Here is a 17,520-nt window from a genome sequence, read left to right as displayed (position 1 = left end):
AGGCAACCGCGACGCGACCGGACAGGCCATGCTGGGGCTGTATGCGCTATTTGCTGATTGTGCTTCTGGGCTTGTTGCCTGTGCTGGCCGGGGCGGTCGAATTCGACGATGCCACCCGCCACCTTCCGTTGGGCCAGGCCATGCAGGTCTTCGAGGACCATGATGGCAGCGCCAGCATCGCCGAGGTCAGTGCGCCTGCGTTCGCCAAGCGGTTTCGCGCCCACCACGAGCCGGTGTTGAACGCCGGTTACTCCACATCGGTGTTCTGGCTGAAGATCGACTTGCACTACCTGGCATCGGCCACTGCCTCGCCCCGTGAATGGCTGCTGGAACTGGCCTACCCACCCTTGGACCACCTTGAGCTGTACCTGCCCGACAGTGCCGGCGCCTACCGCCTGGCCCAGCGCACGGGCGACGCCTTGCCCTACGCCAGCCGGCAGATCCGGCAGAACAACTACCTGTTCGAGTTGCCACTGCGCCCTGGCCAGGCGCTTACCGTCTACCTGCGCCTGCACAGCCAGGGGTCGGTGCAGGCACCGCTGGCGTTATGGTCCGCCGAAGCCTATATGGAGGACCAGCCGACTCGCCTGTACGTGTTGGGCATGATCTACGGCGTGCTGCTGGTGATGCTGGTGTACAACCTGTTCATCTACCTCAGCGTGCGGGATGTCAGCTACCTCTATTACATCCTCTATATTGCGTCGTTCGGCCTTTACCAGGTCTCGGTGAACGGTGCGGGGGTCGCCTACTTCTGGCCGGACAGCCCCTGGTGGGCGAATGCTTCGACACCGCTGTTCATTGGCGCCGCCGGCTTGTTTGGCTGCCAGTTTGCGCGGCATTTTCTGCAACTGGGCACGATCAGCCGAGGCTTCGACCGGTTGCTGCAACTGTTGATGCTCGGTGGCGCGGTGGTGATGGTGCTGGCCGTGAGCATGCCGTATGGCATCGCCCTGCGCATGGCCACGGTGCTGGCGCTGCTGTTTACGGTCAGCATCTTTACTGCCGGTGTGTATGCCTGGTCGCGCGGCTTGCGGGTAGCGCGCTGGTTCATCATCGCCTGGTCGGCGTTTTTGCTGGGCGGGCTGGTCAACACCTTGATGGTGCTGGGTTACCTGCCGAACCTGTTCATCACCATGTATGCCAGCCAGTTGGGTTCGGCCCTGGAAGTGGCGCTGCTGTCACTGGCGCTGGCCGACCGTATCAACAGCCTGCGCGAGCAGCAGGCGCAAACCTTGCGTGAAACCGGGCGAACGCTGGAGCAACTGAACCTTGAACTGGCCCGGAGCAACCGCATGAAGGACGAGTTCCTGGCCAGCGTGACCCATGAGCTGCGCACACCGATGAATGGTGTGATCGGTTCGCTGGAGCTGATGCACACGCTGCCGATGGACGCCGAGATGGCCCAGTACCATCGCACGGCGGCAGGTTCGGCGCAGGGCATGATGGACATGGTCGACGACATCCTCACCCTTTCCGAATTGCAAGGTGGTCGCCTGCGTGCGCAGCCTGCGCCGTTCAGTTTGCGCAACCTGCTGCAGGGCCTGCGTGCCGCGCATGCCGGCCAGGCGCTGGGCAAAGGGTTGTACCTGAGCCTGGACATCCCCGCCGAGCTGCCGGATGCGCTGCTGGGTGATGCGCAAAAACTCAGCCGCTGCCTGGGTTGCCTGCTCGACAACGGCCTGAAGTTCACCCATCAGGGCGGGGTCATGCTGCAAGTGCGCGGTCGACACCTGGGGCCGGACAACCTGGCGCTCACCTTCACGGTCAGCGACAGTGGTATCGGCTTTGATGATCTTGACCAGGCGGCTCTTTATCAGCGTTTTTATCAGCTCGATGGTTCCATGACCCGGCGTTATGGCGGGCTGGGGATTGGCTTGTCGATTTGCCGGCAGATGGGCGAGTTGTTGGGGGCGACGTTGTCGCATGACTCGACACGGGGGTTGGGGAGCCGCTTTGAGCTGAGTTTGAGTGTGGCTATTTGTCAGGTGCAGGTGCCATCAGTACATACGCAGGGTACGCGGCTTTCGCTTTGAAACATGGCGAGCCCCTGTAAGGCCAGAACCAATTGCCATCCCGATTAGTCATTTTTGTCACTTTGACTGACCCCCAGGGAGTGCTTCACTGGTCCTTTCAAGCATGCCCGGCTCCAGGAGCTCCCGATGAACCTGCACCAGTACGCTGAAACCCACGAAGTCACCAACCAGCCGCCGTCGCTTGATGGCGCCAACCTGTACCGCCTCGACCTGCCATTGCAGGAATGGTCGCGGCGCTTTGGCGCCGGCTGGGCCGAGTCGCGGGTCGATGCCTACGGTGCCTTGGCCGGCGGCCCGCTGATGCGCGCGGGCTTCCTGGCCAACGCGCACAAGCCGGAGTTCAGCAGCCACGACCGCTATGGCCATCGTATCGACCTGGTCGAGTTTCACCCGGCCTATCACGAACTGATGCGCACCGCGGTCGAACATGGCCTGCCCTCATTGCCCTGGGCCGAGCCGCGCCCCGGTGCCCATGTGGCGCGGGCTTCGATGACCTACCTGCACACCCAGGCCGAAGCCGGTACCGGCTGCCCGCTGACGATGACGTTTGCCGCGGTGCCGGCGCTCAGGCTGCAGCCTGAGCTGGCCGAGTACTGGCTGCCCAAAGTCCTGGCGCGTGAATACGACCCGCGCAATGTCGGGGACCGGCACAAGGCGGGGGTCACCCTTGGCATGGCCATGACCGAGAAACAGGGCGGCACCGATGTGCGGGCCAACACCACGCGCGCTTATCCTGTGGGTGCGCCTGGGCCGGGCCAGGCCTATGAACTGGTCGGCCACAAGTGGTTTTGCTCGGCGCCCATGTGCGACGCCTTCCTGACCCTGGCCCAGACCGAAAAAGGCCTGAGCTGCTTCCTGTTGCCACGCCATCGCCCGGATGACAACCGCAACCAGTTCTATATCCAGCGGTTGAAAAACAAGCTCGGCAACAGCTCCAATGCCTCCAGCGAAGTGGAGTTTCGTGGCGCCCTGGCGTGGATGGTCGGCGAAGAAGGGCGCGGGGTACCGACCATCATCGAAATGGTCGCCATGACCCGTTTCGACTGCATGGTCGGCTCCAGTGCCTTGATGCGCCAGGCCTTGACCCAGGCGGCCCATCATTGCGCGTATCGCAAGGTCGGCGGCCGGGTGCTGAACGAGCAGCCGCTGATGCAGAACGTGCTGGCCGACCTGGCGCTGGAAAGCGAGGCGGCGCTGGCCCTGAGCCTGCGCATGGGGCAGGCGCTGGAACAGCTCGATGACCCGCAGCAGGCGCATTTTGCCCGGCTGGTCACGGCGGTGGGCAAGTACTGGATCTGCAAGCGTGCGCCGGCCATGATCAATGAAGCCGCCGAATGCCTGGGCGGCGCCGGGTATGTCGAAGACAGCATCCTGCCACGGTTGTACCGTGAGGCGCCGGTCAACTCGACCTGGGAAGGCTCGGGCAATGTGCAGTGCCTGGATGTACTGCGGGCCTTGTCCAAGGAACCCGGGGTGCTCGATGCGCTGTTCGCAGAACTGGGGGACGGCCATGGCGACCCTCGGCTGGCCGCGCACATCGGCAACCTCAAGGGGGCGTTCGCCGACACCGCCGACATCCAGTATCGCGCCCGTCAGTTGACCGAGGACATTGCCCTGGCACTGCAGGCCAAACTGCTGCTGGAAGCGGGCAATGCGGTGGTCAGCGATGCCTTCATCGGTAGCCGCCTGGCCGGTGGCGGCCGGGCCTATGGGGCGTTGCCGCGGGGTGTGGATGTGCACGCGCTGGTGGCCAGGGCTACGCCAGCCTGGCAACACTGATCAATGGGGGTGTATTTACCCTCGAAGGCAGGCAAGATGGTCCACATGCATGTCCAGACAGGAAGCACAGTGTGAGCCACGCTTTTGTAGTCGTTGATACCCCAGAACAGGCCGTCGACCGTCTGGCGGCCCTGCATGCTCAGGCCACCGGTGCCCTCAGCCAGGCCCTCAAGCAATACCTCAAGGACCGAACCGAACCAGACGCCGAGGAACGCGGGCTGTTCCGTTACCCGGCGCTGCGCCTGACCTACTACAGCCAAGGTGAAGTCGCGGCCACCACGCGTGCTTACGCCAAGGTGCAGGTAGCCGGTACCTATAGCGTCACCGTCACCCAGCCGGCCGCCTTCCGCGGCTATTTGCTGGAGCAGTTGCGTCCCCTCATGCACGACTACACCGTGACGGTTGAAGTCGGCGTCAGCGAGCAGAACATCCCTTACCCCTACGTGGTCGACCAGGGCGACGAACTGGCCGGCAGCGGTATCACCGCGGCGCAGCTGGCGCGGGTGTTCCCCAGCACCGACCTGTCGGCAGCCACCGACAATATCGCCGATGGCCTGTACGACTGGGACAGCACCGAAACCCTGCCGTTGGCCTTGTTCGATGCCGCGCGCGTGGACTTCTCGCTGCGCCGGCTGGTGCATTACACCGGCAGCGACTGGCGCCACGTGCAGCCGTGGATCTTGCTGACCAACTACCACCGTTATGTCGACCAGTTCATCAGCCATGGCCTGGAGCAGTTGCGTGAAGACCCGCGCTTCGTGCGCATGGTGTTGCCGGGCAATGTGGTGATCGAAAAGGGCATGGACCATGGCGAGACCCAGGCCCTGGTGGCCAGCGTGGTCTGGCACCGTTACCAGATGCCGGCCTATCACCTGATTGCGGGCGACGGCGACGGGGTCACCCTGGTCAACATCGGCGTCGGCCCTTCCAATGCCAAGAACATCACCGACCACCTGGCCGTGCTGCGCCCGCACTGCTGGCTGATGATCGGCCACTGCGGCGGCCTGCGCCAGTCGCAGACCATCGGTGACTATGTGCTAGCGCACGCCTATATGCGGCGCGACGGTATCCTCGACCGCGTGGTGCCGCCGAACATTCCCATCCCGGCCCTGGCCGAGGTGCAACTGGCCTTGCAGGAGGCGGCTGCACAGGTGACCGGTGAGCGTGGCGAAGAGCTGAAGAAACGCCTGCGCACCGGCACCGTGCTGACCTACGACGACCGTAACTGGGAACTGCGCTGGGCCCAGGAGCGGCCATTGATCAACCTGTCACGTGCGGTGGCCGTGGACATGGAGAGTGGCACCATTGCCGCCCAGGGCTACCGGCTGCGTGTGCCGTACGGCACCTTGCTGTGTGTGTCCGACAAACCTCTGCACAGTGAGATCAAGCTGCCGGGGTCGGCCAACGCGTTTTACAACCGCGCGGTCAGCCAGCACTTGAAGATCGGCATTGCTGCGCTGGATCTGCTGCGTACCGAGCTCAATTCGCTGCACTCGCGTAAACTGCGTAGCTTCGATGAGCCGCCGTTCCGCTGAGGATCCATGCCCCTGCCACCCCGTTCCAAGCCGCGCCGCCCCCAGGCGCGGCCTGCCGACCAGCGTCGCCAGCCCAAGGCGCCGCCGGCCGAGCCACGCCTGATCCTGTTCAACAAGCCGTTCGACGTGCTGACCCAGTTCAGTGATGGCCAAGGGCGCGCGACCCTCAAGGACTTCATCGACATCCCCGGAGTGTACCCGGCCGGGCGGCTGGACCGTGACAGCGAAGGCTTGCTGCTGCTGACCAACGATGGTGGCCTGCAGGCGCGCATCGCCGACCCCAAGCACAAACTGGCCAAGACCTATTGGGTGCAGGTGGAAGGCGAGGCGAGCGACGAGCAACTGCAACGCCTGCGCGAAGGCGTTGAACTCAATGATGGGCCGACCTTGCCGGCTGAAGCACGGCGCCTGGATGAGCCCGAGCTGTGGCCACGCAACCCGCCGGTGCGCTTTCGCAAGAGCGTGCCGACCAGTTGGCTGGAGCTGGTGATTCGCGAGGGGCGTAACCGCCAGGTGCGGCGGATGACGGCGGCGGTAGGGTTACCGACATTGCGCCTGGTGCGGGTGCGCATTGGTGACTGGGCGCTGGATGGGCTGGAGCAGGGGTGCTGGCGGGAAGTTGCAGCGAAGCTGTCGAGGTAGGTGCAGGGGGCCGCTTTGCGGCCCATTCGCTACGCAAGGTAAAGCGTCGCGCGCCTACACGCCTTCCAGGAATGCCACCACCACGCTTTTGATGATGAAGGCCAGCACCCCCAGCCCCAGCACGAAGAACAGGATCATCGTGCCAAACCGCCCGGCCTTGGACTTTTTCGCCAGGTCCCAGACGATGAAACCCATGAAACCGATCAGCACGGTGACCAGGATGATCATCATCCATTCTTCGAATACGGCGGGATCCATCTGTGTTCTCCAGGCAGTCTGAACGCTCGATCATACGCCGGGCGCCCGGGTATTCAACGCAGGTGCGTCAAGGGCAGTTCGGTACTGGCCAGCACCTGGTTGAGCACGAAGCTCGAACGCACGCTGGTGACGCCTTCGATGCGGGTCAGGCTGCCTAGTAGCAATTTCTGGTAATGGTCCATGTCTGGCACCACCACTTTGAGCTGGTAGTCGGCGTCCATACCGGTGACCAGGCTGCATTCGAGCACCTGCGGCAAGTTGCGGATGGCGGCCTCGAAGGTTTCGAAGCGCTCCGGGGTGTGGCGGTCCATGCCGATCAGCACATAGGCGGTCAGGCTCAGGCCGAGCTTCTTGCGGTCGAGCAGGGCAACCTGACGCGAAATGTAGCCGTCGTCCTCCAGCTGCTTGACCCGACGCGAGCACGGCGAAGGTGACAAGCCGATGCGTTCGGCCAGCTCCTGGTTGGAAATGCGCGCATCGCGCTGCAATTCGGCAAGGATGCTCAGGTCGTAGCGGTCAAGTTTGCTCATGGAATATGCCTTTTCTGTTCCGATTGCGGTGAATTATCAATCCGCGATGAAAAATTGCGCAAGTGCTATTTATCTGAGCAATCTTCGCAATCCTCTGTCACCTTCGGTTCGGTATCTTTATCAACAGAATCACTGCCCGGACAACAGTCCACGGCGACGCGCCCTAGGCGGGCGGTCGCGGCCAGCCATCCAACAGGATCCGCCAGGCCCCCGGGCTACACACCGTCCAGAAGACGGCGTGAGGTGAGCCGGCGCCACAAGTGCCGAGCACGGACGACAATTCCCAAAGGGAGGCCCCTCGGCCTCCCTTTTTTCATGTCCGCGATTTTAACTTGCCGCTGTGGCCGGCGCGGTAGACTGGCAGCGGCTGCAGTCATTTTTTACCGAGAGGAACACCATGAAGTCGCGCATCTGGCAGTTGGCAGGTGTTGGTTTGGTTGCGTTGAGCGTCAGTCTGGGCGCCTTGGCCCAAGGCCCGGATGAGGCGCACGGTGGGCATGGCGGCGACCCCAATGGCGCCCCTGCGGGCCGCTCCCCGCTCAACTCGCGCGACGAAGTGCGCCAGACGCAGCCGCCGCGCGAGGGCTATTACCAGGACATCCCTCGGCGCAATGGCGATAACCGTCACTGGCAGGCCGGTGGGCCTGGGCAGCGGCCGGGCGGTGACTGGCAGGGGCGCCCGGACGGGCATGGCAATGGCTGGGGGCCGGGGCCGCAGTATCGGCCAGGGCAAAGCATCGACCGCTTCCCTGACCGCTACTGGAAGGTGCCCTACCGCGGGCAGGACTACTTCTACTCGGGCGGCTACTGGTACCGGCCGCATGGCGGCAGTTACATCGTCGTGGCGCCGCCCTATGGGGTAAGGGTGGAATACTTGCCGTCGTATGCCCGCGAGGTATGGTTGGGCGGGGCGTTGTTCTTCCTGGTTGCCGATACCTATTACCAGTACCTGGCGGACAGCCGCGAGTACGTGGTGGTCAACCCGCCGGGGGTGGCGCCGGCGCCTGTGCCGGCTGGCAACGGTTACGACGTGGTGGCCTATCCGATGAATGGCCAGGGGCAGGAGCAGCAGGAGCAGGACCGCTACCAATGCCATCGTTGGGCGGTGAGCCAGTCTGGGTTTGATCCGGCCACGGCGGTTTATGCGCCACCGGGCAATGTCACAGACACCTACCGGCGTGCGCTGGGGGCCTGTTTCAGTGGGCGTGGTTACAGCATCAACTGAAGCTGACGCGCCTACACCGGGTCCGCGTGCACCATCACATCCGCCTGTGGATAACGCTGGCGGATCACCTTCGATGCCTCCACGCACAAGCCGTGCGCCTCATGCAGCGCCAGCTCCCCAGGCAACTCCAGGTGCAACTGCACGAACCACTGGTTGCCCGATACCCGCGTGCGCAGGTCATGCACCCCTTTCACCCCGGGGATGGCCAGCACCAGGGCGGCCATCTGCTCGCCAACCTCGCCGGGCAGCGCCTTGTCCATCAGGATGGCGGTGCTTTCCCGCGCGATTTGCAGGGCGCTCCAGAGAATGTAGAAGGCAATGCCCAGCCCGAACAGGGCGTCCAGTTGCGACCAGCCAAACTGCGTCAGCAACAGGGCAAGCAAGATGCTGCCATTGAGCAGCAGGTCGGAGCGGTAGTGCAGTGAGTCGGCGCGCACCGCCGTAGAGCCGGTCAGGCGAATGACCTTGTGCTGCAACGCCAGTAGGGCAATGGTCAGCACCAGCGAAAGCAGCATCACCGCGATGCCGCCCGTGGTGTCGCCCAACGGTTGTGGCGTTTGCAGGCGTTCGACCGCCTGCACCCCGATCAACACCGCGCTGACCCCGATAAACAGCGCCTGCGCCATGCCGGCCAGGGCCTCGGCCTTACCGTGGCCGAACCGGTGGTCGTCATCGGCCGGGCGCAAGGCGTAATGCACGGCGAGCAGGTTGAGAAACGAGGCCACGGCGTCCAGTGCCGAATCGGTCAGCCCGGCCAGCAAGCTGACCGAGCCGCTCAGCCACCAGGCCAGTGCCTTGCTCAGCACCAGGATGCTGGCCACCGCCAGTGAGGCGCGGGTGGCCAGGCGCAGCAGGCGCTGGTGTTCAGCCGGGGTGATCATGCTGTGGGCGATGTCCTTGTGTGGTTCAGGCAGCCGGTACCCGCTGGTAGGCCGCCAGTTGCTCGACGCTGCCACGCTGCTGGATCAGGCGCGGGTCGTTCAGCGGCAGGCGCTGGCCCAGCTCGCTTTCGAGGATGGCCTGCAGCTTGAGGTTGTCGACCTTGCCATCGGGGCTTACCGCTTCGCGCAGTTTTTCCGGGGCGACCTGGGCGGTGCGCCCGCCGGGGTAGTAGATGGCGCCGGTGGCGAAGTCGATGCCGAAGGCGATCAGCCCGGGGATCACGTAGAACAGGATGCCGATGGCGTCCATGGCGGCTACCACGGGGTCGATCTTGCCGTCGATCTGCCCGCGACGGTCTGGGTAGAACAGCGTGCCGCAGGCCGTCAGCTGGGTCAGCAAGGTGACGATGAGGGCGCCGCCGATGACACGGGATGGGATACGCATGTAAATCTCCGAAAAGGTATTCAGCAGGGGCAAGCGAAGCGCCAGCACCTGAAGCTAAGACCATGATAGAGCAGGCTGGGTTCGCCGTTATACTCGCCCGACTGTTCGAGGACCACCATGATTTCATTACCGATCGATACCGTGTTGCCCGCCTTGCGCCAGGCATTGGAAAACCGCGACGAAGCCGTGCTCGAAGCGCCGCCCGGCGCTGGCAAGACCACCCGCGTGCCCCTGGCGTTGCTGGACGCGCCGTGGCTGGCCGGGCAGACCATCGTGATGCTCGAACCGCGCCGCCTGGCGGCCCGCGCGGCCGCCGAAAGGCTGGCCAGCGAGCTGGGGGAAAAGGTCGGGGAAACCGTCGGCTACCGCATCCGCCTGGACAGCAAGGTCGGGCCCAGGACCCGTATTGAAGTGGTCACCGAGGGTATCCTCACCCGCCGGCTGCAGGCCGACCCAGGGCTGGAGGGCGTGGGGTTGCTGATCTTCGATGAATTTCACGAACGCAGCCTGGACGCCGACCTGGCGCTGGCGCTGAGCCTCAATGGCCGCGAGTTGCTGCGTGACGAGCCGCTGAAGATCTTGCTGATGTCGGCGACCCTGGAAGGCGAGCGCCTGTCGCGGCTACTCGACGACGCGCCGGTGGTCAGCAGTGAAGGGCGCATGCACCCGGTGGATATCCGCTGGGGGCGGCCCTACCAGCCTGGTGAATTCGTCGAGCCACGGGTCGTCGAGTGTGTCCTGCAGGCCCTGGCGGAGCAGCCAGGCAGCGTACTGGTGTTTCTGCCTGGCCAGGCGGAGATTCGCCGGGTGCATCAGCACCTTCAGGAAGCATTGGCTGACCGCCCGGGTATCCTGCTGTGCCCGCTGCATGGCGAACTCGACCTGAACGCGCAGCGCGCGGCCATCGACCCCGCGCCCAGCGGTATGCGCAAGGTGGTGTTGGCCACCAACATCGCGGAAACCAGCCTGACCATCGACGGCGTGCGCGTGGTGGTGGACGCAGGCCTGGCGCGAGTGCCGCGCTTCGACCCCGGCAGCGGCATGACGCGGCTCGATACCCAGCGCATCTCCCGCGCCAGTGCCACCCAGCGCGCCGGCCGTGCCGGGCGCCTGGAACCGGGGGTGTGCTTCCGGCTGTGGTCCGAGGCCCAGCATGACCAGCTGGCCGCCCATGGCAGCGCAGAAATACTCCAGGCCGACCTTGCGGGGCTGGCCTTGCAACTGGCCCGCTGGGGCGTCACCCCCGATCAGTTGCGCTGGCTGGACCAGCCACCAGCGGCGGCGTTCTCCCAGGCCCAGGACCTGCTGGCACGGCTCAACGCGTTCAAGGCCGGCAGCCGCGACAACTTGAGCGAGCACGGCCAGGCGATGGCCGAACTGCCGGCCCATCCGCGCATCGCTCACTTGCTGCTGCGCGGCCAGGACCTGGGGCTGGCCACCATGGCCTGTGATGTTGCGGCCTTGCTGGGCGAGCGTGATATCCAGCGTGGCGGCGGCGCCGACCTGCACAGCCGGCTGGCGCTGGTCAGTGGTGAAAGCAAAGCATCCCGAGGCGGGCAGAGCGGTGTGCAGCGTGCGCGGCAGCTGGCCCGCCAGTACCGTGGGCTGCTGCGCGGCAAGGTGGGTGCGGGCGTCGCCGACCCCGACCATCCACGCTGGTTGGGCGCGTTGCTGGCGCTGGCCTACCCCGACCGGGTCGCCCAGCAGCGACGCGAAGGCGGCGCCGAGTACCGCCTGGCCAATGGCCGCGCGGCATTGTTCGCCGAGGTCGATGCCTTGATGAAGTGCCCGTGGCTGGTGATTGCCGACCTGGGCAGCCGTCAGGGCCAGCGTGAGGAACGCATCTACCTGGCCGCCGAGTTCGACCCGGCGCTGCTCGACGGTGTGCTGGCCGAGCAGGTCGAGCGTGTCGACCTGCTCGACTGGGACGAGCGCGAACAGGTGCTGCGTGCCGAACGCCAGACCAAGGTCGGCGAGCTGGTGCTCAGCCGCGAACCGTTGCCTGGCCTGGACGATGAAGCCCGCGCCAAGGCGCTGCTCGGCCTGGTACGGCGCAAAGGCCTGAACCTGCTGACCTGGACGCCAGAGTTGCGCCAGTGGCAGGCGCGGGTGGCCTTGCTGCGCCAGCTGGACCTGGAGAAGAACGGGCAGAGCGAGTGGCCTGATCTGGGCGACGAAGCGCTGCTGGCCAGCCTGGAAGATTGGCTGCAACCCTACCTGGGCAAGGTCTCGCGCTTGAGCCATTTTGCCGCGCTGGACCTGTCGTCGATCCTGCGCAACCTGCTGCCATGGCCGTTGCCGCAGCGTCTGGATGAGTGGGCGCCGGCGCATCTGGCCGTGCCGTCTGGCTCGAACATCCGCCTGGACTACAGTGAATACCCGCCCATTCTCGCCGTGCGTTTGCAGGAGCTGTTCGGCCTGGCAGATACCCCACGCATTGCCCAGGGGCGTCAGCAGGTCAAGCTGCACCTGCTGTCACCGGCACGCCGGCCGGTGCAGGTGACCCAGGACCTGGCCAACTTCTGGCGCACGACCTATGCCGAGGTGAAGAAGGACCTCAAGGGCCGCTACCCCAAGCACTACTGGCCGGATGACCCGCTGGTGGCCGAAGCCACGGCGCGGGCCAAGCCTCGGGGTACCTGATGGGTTTCAGGCGGAATTACTCGGTGCCTGCACAGGGCGTCCGTTGCAAACCCGCGTGAGGAGGAAGATGGTTTCTTTGCCCTCCAAGACTCGCAGGTAAGAAAAGAAAGGATCGGCCACGGTCTGGTCGTGGTCGAGCCGCACCGTATGCCCTTGATGATCACGCCAACGGCATATCAAGCTGTCGTCGCTCCAGTACAGGGGTTCGAACTTGAAGGGGGCGGACACGCTGGCGTACTGGTATAGCCCAAGGTAGCCGTTGCGGCTGACCCCCATCTTCTTCTCGTGGTCCGCTCCGCTGCCGGTGATCATGAAATGCAGGCGATCGGGTTCTTTCGAGTGAAACAGAAAACGAAACACGCTGGCAGGCTTCTGATGGCCTGCAATCAGCCAATCACTTTGGCCGCTGATCACCTGCTGATCAGCGTCTTTGAACAGGCTGAGGTAGACGGATTTGGGCATCTCGCGCGGAAGGCTTTCGAGAGTGGTTGCCGGATCGAGGGCCTGCAGAGTGCCGAGGAATATCTCGGCACTTTCTGCCCAATGGCTATCGCTTGCTGCCCAACGGCAATCGGCTGTGGAAGTGATCATGGCGGCTCCGTGTCTTAAGGTCGCGAGCCGCCACGTTCACTGATACGGGACCATGCTGGCAGCGTGCAGGTCTTCCACGGCGCACGCCTTGTGCAAGGTCACGGGCGTCAGGCGCCGCTATCCGCCTCCAGCAACGTGAACAGGCGGTACAGCACCACAGTACTGAACAGCTGCAAGAAGCCGCTCAGGCTGTCCATGGCCAGTTCCATGCCGGGGGCTGGCTCCGGGAAGGCCATCAGCAACAGCCCGTCGATCAGCCAGATCGGCGCCAGCACGCCCAGCACGCAGATCATGATGCGCATGAAGTGGCCGGTGGTCATCCGCGCGCTTTCGCGCATCGCCTGCACCACCGGCAGGCCACGCAGCACCAGCAGGTATTCGGCGAACACCAGGTTGATCATGATCCACACGCCCGGGAAGATGAACAGCGCCAGGCCCGCCATGATCAGCAGTGAGCTGATCAGAATCAGCAGGGCCAGTTGCGGCCACAGTTGCAGGGCGCGGGCGAACAGGTCGCGCTTGGCGATGTCCTGGCCGTTGCTGCGGGTGTCGAGATAAAGGATCAGCGCCGCGCTGTACAACGGGTAGAACAGCAGGCTGACCAGCATGCCGTAAGCCGGCGACGCCTGGTCGCCCAACTGCCGGTACAGCAGCTGGGTGAGCAAGGCTTCAAGCACCACCAGCGGCAGGCACAGCTGGAGAATGTTTGGCAGGTGGCGGCGGAAGAAGTACAGGGAGTCGCGCAGAACGCTCAGCGGATTCATCGGTCAACATCGCATGGCAGTAAAAGCAGGGGCCTAACTTTAGCCCAAAGCGGGCGCGCAGCTGTCACTTGCTGAAAAAAGTTTCACCGCCGTGGTGATTGAATCCCATGCCTGCACCCCCCATCTTTGACGCTGTCCGTTGTCCCGCTTCCCCACGAGGTCGCCTCATGAACACTGAAGAACAAACCCTGATCGATAGCCTGTTCGGCCGCATCAAGCAAGCTGAAGACCCAAGCCAGCCCCGCGATGCCCAGGCCCAGGCGTGCATCGAGGAACACCTGCGTCAGCAGCCGGCGGCGCCGTATTACATGGCCCAGGCGATCCTGGTTCAGGAAGCTGCGCTCAAGCGCCTGGACGAGCAGAACAAGCAACTTGAAGCGGAGCTCAAGCAGGCCCGCGCCCAAGCCGAAGCCAGCCGTGCGGGTAGCAACGCCCCGAGCAACAGCGGCGGTGGTTTTCTGTCGAGCATCTTTGGTTCGGGCGGGCGCAGTGCGCCACCGGCGGTGCAACCGCAGCGGCCTTCGGCGCCTGTTTCTGCCGGCGGTGGCTGGCGTGAACCGTCTGCGCCGGGCTTTAACCAGCAGCCTGCGCAGCAACAGCAGCAAGGCTTCGGCGCAGCCCCGGCGCGGGGTGGCGCCAGCAGCTTCCTGGGTGGCGCGATGCAGACTGCTGCCGGTGTGGCAGGCGGGGTATTGCTGGCGCAAGGTATCAGCAGCCTGTTCAACCACAACTCGCAGCCTGAGGAAGTGGCCGAGGTGATCAAGGAAGAACCGACCCCTGCCAGCGACAGCGGTGGCTGGAATGACCAGGGCGGGCAGCAGCAAGTGGCCGACAACGGCGGCTGGGGCAATGACCAGGGCGGTTACGCCGATACCGATTATGGCAGTGATGATGGGGGCTTCTTCTCCGACGACGATTCCTACGTCTGACGGGTCTGGCATACTGCTGGCATTTTGGGGCTGCAGGGCAGCCCCGAATTCCATCAGATGAAGGGGTTCCAGGTGAAAAAGATCGCGTTGTTCGCCGACGTGCAGAACCTCTACTACACCGTGCGCCAGGCGCACGGTTGTCATTTCAACTACGCCGCGCTGTGGGCCGAGGTCAGCCGTGAAGGGCAGATCGTCGAGGCCGTGGCCTATGCCATCGACCGCGGTGACAGCAAGCAGCAGCAGTTTCAGCAAATTTTGCGCAACCTGGGTTTCGAGGTACGCCTGAAACCGTTCATCCAGCGCAGCGATGGCTCGGCCAAAGGTGACTGGGATGTGGGCATCACCCTGGATGTGATCGATGCGGCCAGCCGCGTGGACCAGGTGGTGCTGGCCTCGGGTGATGGTGACTTCGACCTGTTGCTGGAGCGGGTCATCCAGCGTCACGGTGCTGAAGCGGTGGTGTATGGCGTGCCCGGGCTTACTGCGATGTCACTGATCCGCGCTGCGAGCCGGTATGTGCCTATTGAGGGGCGGTTGTTGTTGCGTCATTGAGGGGTTCGCCATTACATCTTCAGCGCCCATAAGATCGAGCGCCGCCCGCGCGGCGCTTCGCGGGGCAAGCCCGCTCCTACATCTATTTCGGGCCAATGAAAACCAGTACCAGCGCGCGACCGCCTTGTTTGTCGACTCGATATTGAGGCGGGCACTAAAAGGGCGCGCGCCAATGCATCAGGCATCACTGGCCCGAAATAGATGTGGGAGCGGGCTTGCCCCGCGAAGCGCCGCGCGGGCGGCGCTCGATCTCACAGGCGCTGAAAACCTACCGTCAAACTCGCTCCCCCCACCAAGTGTGCCGCTCATTTATTCTGGTTTTGTAACTTATTAATGCTCGGTGGCCTTTCTAAACTAAGCCACCCGTAAACGGATTTTGAGTAACCTTGCCATGCCTGCCTCCCGTCGCTTCCCGCTGCTGCTTATCGGCGCCTTTATGGCCCTGTATCTGGTCTGGGGGTCCACCTATCTGTTCATTCGCATTGGCGTCGAGTCCTGGCCACCGATGCTCATGGCGGGGGTGCGCTTTCTGATCGCCGGGGGCTTGCTGTACGGCTTCCTGCGCTGGCGGGGTGTGCCGGCGCCGACCTGGCCGCAATGGCGGGCGGCGGGGGCAATCGGCTTTCTGCTGCTCAGCTGCGGCAATGGCGGTGTGACCGTGGCCGAGCACGCCGGTGTCGCCTCAGGCGTGGCGGCGCTGGCGGTGGCGACGGTGCCACTGTTCACCCTGGTGTTCGGCTTGCTGTTCGGTCACCGTAATTCGCGGCTCGAGTGGGCGGGCATCGGCCTTGGGCTGGTCGGTATCGGCCTGCTCAACCTCGGCTCGAACTTGCAGGCAAGCCCGGTTGGCGCAGCACTGATTCTGTTTGCGGCGGCGTCGTGGGCATTCGGTTCGGTGTGGAGCAAGAGCTTGCCGTTGCCCCAGGGGCCGATGGCCAGTGCCGCCGAAATGCTGGTGGGCGGGGCAGTGTTGCTGCTGGGCAGCGTGGTGTCGGGCGAGCGCATGACCCAGATGCCGACCGCCGCCGGTTGGGGCGCGCTGGCCTACCTGGTGTTCTTCGGCTCGATCCTCGCGTTCAGTGCCTACATGTACTTGCTCAAGCATGTACGCCCGGCAGCCGCGACCAGCTATGCCTACGTCAACCCGGCGGTGGCGGTGCTGTTGGGTATCGTCTTCGCCGGTGAGCAGATCGGCGCCGAAGAATGCGTGGCCATGGCAGTCATCATTGGCGCAGTGGTGCTGATTGGCCTGCCGCAGTGGCGCAAGGCACCACAACCTGCGCAACCGCTGAAGGGCGAAATCTGCAAGTAAGCGGGGGTGTTGCGGTAAACTTGCCGCCTTCGCTGAACCCCCTGACGGTATTGCCATGAATTTCGCCAAACTCGGCCTGATCGAACCCTTGCTGCGTACCCTGCAGCAGCTGGACTACACCACCCCGACCCCGGTCCAGGCCCAGGCCATCCCTGCCGTGCTGGCCGGCCGCGACCTGATGGCCGCAGCCCAGACCGGCACCGGCAAGACCGCAGGCTTCGCCCTGCCGGTGCTGCAGCGCCTGGCGCTGGAAGGTGAGAAGGTTGCCAGCAACTCGATCCGCGCGCTGGTGCTGGTACCCACCCGCGAGCTGGCCGAGCAGGTGCACAACAACGTGCGCGAATATGCCGAGAACCTGCCGCTGAGCACCTATGCGGTGTACGGCGGCGTCAGTATCAACCCGCAGATGATGCGCCTGCGCCGTGGCGTCGACCTGCTGGTGGCAACCCCAGGTCGCTTGCTCGACCTGTTCCGCCAGAACGCCGTGAAGTTCAACCAGGTGCAGACCCTGGTGCTTGACGAAGCCGACCGCATGCTCGACCTGGGCTTTGCCGAAGAGCTGCAGTCGGTGTACGCCGCGCTGCCGCGCAAGCGCCAGACGTTGCTGTTTTCCGCGACCTTCTCGGACCAGATCCGGGTGCTCGCCGGCCTGGCCCTGAACGACCCGCTGAGCATCGAAGTCAGCCCGCGCAACGCCGCCGCCTCCACCGTCAAGCAGTGGCTGGTGCCTGTGGACAAGAAGCGCAAGGCCGACCTGTTCTGCCACTTGCTGCGCAAGCAGCGCTGGAGCCAGGTGCTGGTGTTCGCCAAGACCCGCAACGGTGTCGACCAGTTGGTAGAGCGCTTGCTCAGCGAAGGTATCAACGCCGATGGCATCCATGGCGACCGCCCGCAAGCGACGCGCCAGCGTGCCCTGGATACCTTCAAGGCGCGTGAGATCCAGGTATTGGTGGCAACCGATGTGGCCGCACGCGGGCTGGACATCGACGATCTGCCGCTGGTGGTCAACCTCGACCTGCCGATTGTCGCCGAGGATTACGTGCACCGTATCGGCCGCACGGGGCGTGCTGGCAACAAAGGTGAGGCGATTTCGCTGGTGTGTGCCGACGAAGTGCAGATGCTGGCGTCGATCGAAACGCTGATTCGCCAGACTTTGCCGCGGCACGAAGAGCCGGACTTCATCCCTGAACACCGGGTGCCGATGACCGATGCCAGTGGGCAGGTGATCAAGAAGCCGAAGAAGGCCAAGAAGCCGAAAGAGAACAGCGCCAAGCGTGGCCTGGGGCGCTGGATGGACAGTGCCGAGGCGGCTAGCCCGGCGCCAGCTGTTAAAGCGGTGCGTAAGGTGCCTAGCTTCAATGGCGGACCGCGTAAGCGTAAGCCTTGAGCTAGCGGCGGCTC

At 64.4% G+C, this 17,520-nt stretch carries 16 protein-coding genes; 10 read left to right on the top strand and 6 right to left on the bottom strand.

What is annotated here, in order from left to right:
• Nucleotides 1-41 precede the first annotated feature (41 nt).
• The 4 genes from LJX93_RS23700 to LJX93_RS23685 all read left to right on the top strand — a co-directional run bounded on the left by LJX93_RS23700 (nucleotide 42) and on the right by LJX93_RS23685 (nucleotide 5,989).
• Nucleotides 42-2,033 (top strand): sensor histidine kinase, encoded by a 1,992-nt coding sequence (locus LJX93_RS23700; RefSeq protein WP_047582396.1) that lies wholly within the window; start codon nucleotides 42-44, stop codon nucleotides 2,031-2,033.
• A gap of 126 nt (nucleotides 2,034-2,159) precedes the next feature.
• Nucleotides 2,160-3,812 (top strand): acyl-CoA dehydrogenase family protein, encoded by a 1,653-nt coding sequence (locus LJX93_RS23695; RefSeq protein ID WP_186652652.1) that lies wholly within the window; start codon nucleotides 2,160-2,162, stop codon nucleotides 3,810-3,812.
• A gap of 71 nt (nucleotides 3,813-3,883) precedes the next feature.
• On the top strand, nucleotides 3,884-5,347 hold the full coding sequence (gene amn / locus LJX93_RS23690; RefSeq protein ID WP_033701693.1) for an AMP nucleosidase: 1,464 nt from the start codon (nucleotides 3,884-3,886) through the stop codon (nucleotides 5,345-5,347).
• A gap of 6 nt (nucleotides 5,348-5,353) precedes the next feature.
• Nucleotides 5,354-5,989, top strand: coding sequence for a pseudouridine synthase (locus LJX93_RS23685; RefSeq protein WP_095063855.1), 636 nt, complete (start codon nucleotides 5,354-5,356; stop codon nucleotides 5,987-5,989).
• A gap of 54 nt (nucleotides 5,990-6,043) precedes the next feature.
• On the opposite strand, the gene LJX93_RS23680 is transcribed toward LJX93_RS23685, so the two are convergent.
• Together LJX93_RS23680 and LJX93_RS23675 are read right to left on the bottom strand one after the other, a co-directional pair.
• On the bottom strand, nucleotides 6,044-6,247 hold the full coding sequence (locus LJX93_RS23680; RefSeq protein WP_033701689.1) for a DUF2788 domain-containing protein: 204 nt from the start codon (nucleotides 6,245-6,247) through the stop codon (nucleotides 6,044-6,046).
• A gap of 53 nt (nucleotides 6,248-6,300) precedes the next feature.
• Nucleotides 6,301-6,777, bottom strand: coding sequence for an Lrp/AsnC family transcriptional regulator (locus LJX93_RS23675; RefSeq protein ID WP_003249795.1), 477 nt, complete (start codon nucleotides 6,775-6,777; stop codon nucleotides 6,301-6,303).
• Between the two features lie 397 nt (nucleotides 6,778-7,174).
• Between LJX93_RS23675 and LJX93_RS23670 the strand changes: the two genes are divergently transcribed.
• Nucleotides 7,175-8,002 (top strand): DUF6515 family protein, encoded by an 828-nt coding sequence (locus tag LJX93_RS23670; RefSeq protein ID WP_047582409.1) that lies wholly within the window; start codon nucleotides 7,175-7,177, stop codon nucleotides 8,000-8,002.
• Nucleotides 8,003-8,013: 11 nt separating this feature from the next.
• On the opposite strand, the gene LJX93_RS23665 is transcribed toward LJX93_RS23670, so the two are convergent.
• Both LJX93_RS23665 and LJX93_RS23660 read right to left on the bottom strand, forming a co-directional pair.
• Complete coding sequence (locus LJX93_RS23665) at nucleotides 8,014-8,883, bottom strand: cation diffusion facilitator family transporter (protein ID WP_227696477.1); 870 nt, start codon at nucleotides 8,881-8,883, stop codon at nucleotides 8,014-8,016.
• Between the two features lie 25 nt (nucleotides 8,884-8,908).
• Nucleotides 8,909-9,328 carry a hypothetical protein gene (locus LJX93_RS23660; protein ID WP_047582423.1) on the bottom strand — a complete coding sequence of 140 codons (420 nt, stop codon included), beginning with the start codon at nucleotides 9,326-9,328 and terminating at the stop codon, nucleotides 8,909-8,911.
• 117 nt (nucleotides 9,329-9,445) lie between these two features.
• Here LJX93_RS23660 and hrpB point away from each other — a divergent pair, with 117 nt between their 5' ends.
• Nucleotides 9,446-11,971 (top strand): ATP-dependent helicase HrpB, encoded by a 2,526-nt coding sequence (gene hrpB / locus LJX93_RS23655; RefSeq protein WP_227696476.1) that lies wholly within the window; start codon nucleotides 9,446-9,448, stop codon nucleotides 11,969-11,971.
• A gap of 6 nt (nucleotides 11,972-11,977) precedes the next feature.
• Here hrpB and LJX93_RS23650 read toward each other — a convergent pair whose 3' ends face one another.
• Nucleotides 11,978-12,562 (bottom strand): hypothetical protein, encoded by a 585-nt coding sequence (locus LJX93_RS23650; protein ID WP_227696475.1) that lies wholly within the window; start codon nucleotides 12,560-12,562, stop codon nucleotides 11,978-11,980.
• A gap of 107 nt (nucleotides 12,563-12,669) precedes the next feature.
• Complete coding sequence (locus tag LJX93_RS23645; RefSeq protein WP_047582415.1) at nucleotides 12,670-13,326, bottom strand: YciC family protein; 657 nt, start codon at nucleotides 13,324-13,326, stop codon at nucleotides 12,670-12,672.
• A gap of 167 nt (nucleotides 13,327-13,493) precedes the next feature.
• On the opposite strand from LJX93_RS23645, the gene LJX93_RS23640 reads away from it, so the two are divergent.
• The 4 genes from LJX93_RS23640 to LJX93_RS23625 all read left to right on the top strand — a co-directional run bounded on the left by LJX93_RS23640 (nucleotide 13,494) and on the right by LJX93_RS23625 (nucleotide 17,506).
• A complete protein-coding gene (locus tag LJX93_RS23640) occupies nucleotides 13,494-14,255 on the top strand; it encodes a DUF2076 domain-containing protein (protein WP_033701683.1) in 762 nt (253 codons plus the stop codon).
• 57 nt (nucleotides 14,256-14,312) lie between these two features.
• A complete protein-coding gene (locus LJX93_RS23635) occupies nucleotides 14,313-14,807 on the top strand; it encodes an NYN domain-containing protein (protein WP_156311438.1) in 495 nt (164 codons plus the stop codon).
• A 391-nt stretch (nucleotides 14,808-15,198) separates the two neighbouring features.
• Entirely contained in the window at nucleotides 15,199-16,119 is a 921-nt protein-coding gene (gene yedA, locus LJX93_RS23630) for a drug/metabolite exporter YedA (RefSeq protein ID WP_156311377.1), read from the top strand.
• A 55-nt stretch (nucleotides 16,120-16,174) separates the two neighbouring features.
• Nucleotides 16,175-17,506: a DEAD/DEAH box helicase gene (locus tag LJX93_RS23625; protein ID WP_033701681.1), complete on the top strand. Its 1,332-nt coding sequence runs from the start codon at nucleotides 16,175-16,177 to the stop codon at nucleotides 17,504-17,506.
• The last annotated feature ends 14 nt before the right edge of the window (nucleotides 17,507-17,520 follow it).

Origin of the sequence: Pseudomonas sp. HN2-3, assembly GCF_020691745.1 — a bacterium.
GTDB classification, from domain to species: domain Bacteria; phylum Pseudomonadota; class Gammaproteobacteria; order Pseudomonadales; family Pseudomonadaceae; genus Aquipseudomonas; species Aquipseudomonas capeferrum.
This window is presented reverse-complemented; position numbering and strand designations above follow the sequence as displayed.